Annotated in this window: 3 protein-coding genes and 2 pseudogenes; 3 read left to right on the top strand and 2 right to left on the bottom strand. The window is 66.2% G+C overall.

Features of this window, described 5'->3' with window-relative positions:
• Positions 1 to 219: 219 nt before the first annotated feature.
• On the bottom strand, positions 220 to 1347 hold the full coding sequence (locus LH475_RS13390; RefSeq protein ID WP_297414558.1) for a hypothetical protein: 1128 nt from the start codon (positions 1345 to 1347) through the stop codon (positions 220 to 222).
• A 395-nt stretch (positions 1348 to 1742) separates the two neighbouring features.
• On the opposite strand from LH475_RS13390, the gene LH475_RS13385 reads away from it, so the two are divergent.
• The 3 genes and pseudogenes from LH475_RS13385 to LH475_RS13380 all read left to right on the top strand — a co-directional run bounded on the left by LH475_RS13385 (position 1743) and on the right by LH475_RS13380 (position 2231).
• Positions 1743 to 1976 carry a hypothetical protein gene (locus tag LH475_RS13385; protein ID WP_297414557.1) on the top strand — a complete coding sequence of 78 codons (234 nt, stop codon included), beginning with the start codon at positions 1743 to 1745 and terminating at the stop codon, positions 1974 to 1976.
• A pseudogene (locus tag LH475_RS14610) lies at positions 1957 to 2076 on the top strand (hypothetical protein); the annotation flags it as partial. The gene LH475_RS13385 and the pseudogene LH475_RS14610, both read left to right, overlap by 20 nt.
• A 26-nt stretch (positions 2077 to 2102) precedes the next feature.
• Positions 2103 to 2231, top strand: a complete 129-nt coding sequence (locus LH475_RS13380) for a hypothetical protein (RefSeq protein WP_297414555.1) — start codon at positions 2103 to 2105, stop codon at positions 2229 to 2231.
• 674 nt (positions 2232 to 2905) lie between these two features.
• Here LH475_RS13380 and LH475_RS13375 read toward each other — a convergent pair.
• A pseudogene (locus LH475_RS13375) lies at positions 2906 to 3344 on the bottom strand (hypothetical protein); the annotation flags it as partial.

The raw sequence follows: 3344 nt of genomic DNA, 5'->3' as shown, positions 1-3344 counted from the left end.
GCTGACCCAGACGAGCACGGCATCGTGCCCGTCTGGTGTCAGTCCGTGCGCCACGCCCTCAACGCCCACCGTCGCGAGCAGCCTGTCGCGCCACGAGTCGATGGCCGACTCGATGGGGTGCGGGTCTGGACCCGGTGGCGGTATGTTCGGAATCGCAGCTCCTTTGCGCGGACTGCGTGTCCGCGTCGGACGCTTCTCAATGGGAAGGAGGTCGTCCGGTCAGGTAAAGAGGTTGATGTCGAGGAAATAGGTGACCCACGGCATTGGGCTGGCAATAGTGTAACCACCGCCGCCGGCGAAGAGGAGTCCGACCGGTGGTGCACCGTTCTGCCAGTTCCAGATCACCGAGCCGGAGTCACCACCGGCCGAGAACCACGAGTTTGTGACCCCCTGTACGACGAACTGGCCGGTGAAGTAGGCCTGGCCGGGGGCACCGTAGTTGACGTAGCCGGCCCAGTTCGTCGCGATGACCCGCCCCTGCGTGAGTTCGGTGGTGCGACCGGACTTGCCGACGACGGTGCCGAGGGTTGGATACTGCGGAGCATTCCCGGTACGGTACAACGCGAAGCCCCCGCCGGAGCGGTACAGCTGCTCGTGTCGGACCAGCTCGTGCCACGCCCATCCGGTCGCGGCATCCACGTAGTTCGTGCCCCCACCGTACTGGATCGGCACAAAGCTCTCGAGGATCGCAATCCGATCCGCCGGCGAGGAACCACCGTCGTAGGTCCCGCACTGGATGATGCTGTCGCCGTAGGCCGCGTCGTTCGAGTTGGCGAGGACATGGTTGTTCGACAGGATGAGCCTTCGCCGGTCTCGCGGCGCATTCTTCCCCATCGCCAGGCTTCCGAGCGTCCCGGCCGTGACTTTCACGTGCCCGACGGAGACTCCGCCCGGGGCCGGCCGAATCTTGAAGTTGAGGGCTTGGGCCTCGAACGCTCCGGACTGTCGTACCGTCAGCGGAATGTCGCCTGCTGCCCGGATACCAAGCCCGTCGACGACTGCCTCGCGCGCCGCCGCCGATGAGACGGACTTCGCCACGAAGACATTCAGCGTCGGCTCACCCGGCACGCCCTGACCGGGCTCGCCCAGCCCTATCGCGACCGCTTCGACATTCTCGAGGCTGTCCACTCCGTCGTCCAGGGACAGGGTCTGGGCCTTCGACGACCGGGCCTGGTCCTTCAGCGCCCCGGCAATGGCGCCGTGCACATCGAGAAGCTGAGACGAGAATCCCTCCTCATCGGTGCTTGATTTGGCTTCCGGGGGCTCACCGTATGCGGTGGCGGACGCCGTCGCGTCACCCCCCGTCTCATCTCCTGACGGGTCCTCAAATTCTTCGATCTGAGCCACGACGATCTCCCTTTCATTCCTTGGCGCACGCGGGTGCGGCGCTCGATAGGAAGGACTCTCGACCCACCCGCGTTATTGCGTCGTTACCGAGCGCAACTATTCAACGTGACGAAGACATGCACGCAAGCTCGTTGTTCGGCCTGATAATGAATTCCGAAGTCGGTCTCGATGTGTACGCCGATTACTAGATAGGCATGCGTTGCGCCGCGAGCGGCTCATCCCCCGTTGGCCTGCCGGACCGCACCGGCTCGCGAACTTCGGCTTCCCCGAGGAGGGCGCGTGGCCCGACCCAAAAGCCATGCTCGACGAGCTGCACGACAATGGCGTGCGCGTGCACCTCTGGCAAATCCCGCTTGTGAAGCTCCACCCGCATCCCCGCGGGCAGCCCAGCGCCGATGCGCGTTTGGCCATCTTCCACCTTCGGCCGGGCCGGGTTCGCGGGCGAGATCCCCGATGCGGAGCTGTACCTGCAGGCCATGGCGGCCTCGGCGTTCGTGCCGATCATGCAGTACCACTCCGAGTTCAACCACCACAGGACACCCTCTGTCGACCGCACCCCGTGGAACATCGCCGAACGCACCGGCGACGATCGCGACCGGTGCCCCGCTGATGCGCCCGCTGTACTTTGACTCGCCCATCGATGCGGAGAGGTGGAACCATCCGCTGCGGTGGACCCTCGGCAATGACCTCCTGGTCGCGCCGGTTGTCGCGCCCGGCGTCGACCGTTGGTCGGTGTACGTTTCAGAGGCGACTGGGTGGACCCCCGCGACGGGTCGGCGCACGGACAAGGCCTCCTCGAACTGGATGCCCCGCTCGAGAGCGACGTCGTGCTGTGCCGCGCGGATGCGTGGACCTTTGGCCTGCGGGAGGTGTTCGCGGGGTGATGGGGTCGCTCCCCCTCGGGCCACGATCAAGCTCGATGACGTCAAAAACGTGATTGTCCTGCGCACCTGACTCCAGCGGATCCGGTCCCGCCACTTCTGCATGCCGACCGCGCCTGAATGGATCTCGAACCCGGAATTGCAGCCGGTATCGGGCGCTTCGTCGTTCAACGGCCACCGCCGCCCAACTTCGGACCGGCCACGGCCGCCCGGCCACAGTCGGCCGATGAGAACACTCAACGCTACCGAGACTCCCCGGGGCGTTAGGTCTTTGTGGCTGCTGAGCCGAAATTCCGCGGATTTCCGCGGTTCCCATTGCTCGATTCTGTGAACTGGCGCCTACTGGTGCTGGCGAGTTGGGGGCGCCGTGAAGCGTTGCCGGTACGGAGTTGAGTTTCCGCACCGGATGCAATCCCCTCGACGCTCGTATCAGGAAGGCCGCGAACATCCCGCTTCGTGTGATGAGGACAGGCAGCTGGCGGCCGAGACGGCCGAACATGTCGCGGGGTGCCTTATCCGGGGGACCGGGCCATCAGTCCGCCACCTTGGCGACCCCGTCGTCGCCAGCGACCAGTAGGAGGTCGACGATTCGCTGCCAGCCTTCGCACTGGAGTGTTCTCTGCGCCGCAGCCGCGACCGCGTGAAGTGTTGCCCAGTCTGCCGAGCTAGTTGTGCGCTCAGCGGCCGAAGATGTCGCCCAGCCCTGGGAGGTTGAAGTCGGATCCGATTTCGTTCACCTGGTCGCCAAGGCCCGAAACGGTTTCGCCGGCGCTGGCGGCGAGCTCGTCCACTCCCCCGGTGAGGCCCTCGAGGTCGATGCCACCAGCCAAGGCGTCGAAATCAACTCCGAAGCTCGCCGCTTGCTCGAGGAGGGGGCCTGCGACGGTGCTGACGACGGCTCCGCCAGCAACCGCGGCGAGAACACCACCTGCGGCGAGGCCGGCTCCTGCTGCGGCGCCACCCAGCATCGCTCCACGGCCGATGCCGCCGACCGAGCGTGAATCGTGTCCGCCGGCGCGGGCGAGGAGGCCTCGAAGGAAACCGGGGCGGCCGGCCTCCGTTCGGGCGGCCGCACGTGCCAAGTCATCGGCACCTGAGGTGCGGGGACGCTCGTGG

The sequence above is a fragment of the Cryobacterium sp. genome (genome assembly GCF_026786305.1).
Taxonomy (GTDB): domain Bacteria; phylum Actinomycetota; class Actinomycetes; order Actinomycetales; family Microbacteriaceae; genus Cryobacterium.
Note: the sequence above shows the minus strand (reverse complement) of the source record. Positions and strands in the feature narration are given on the sequence as shown.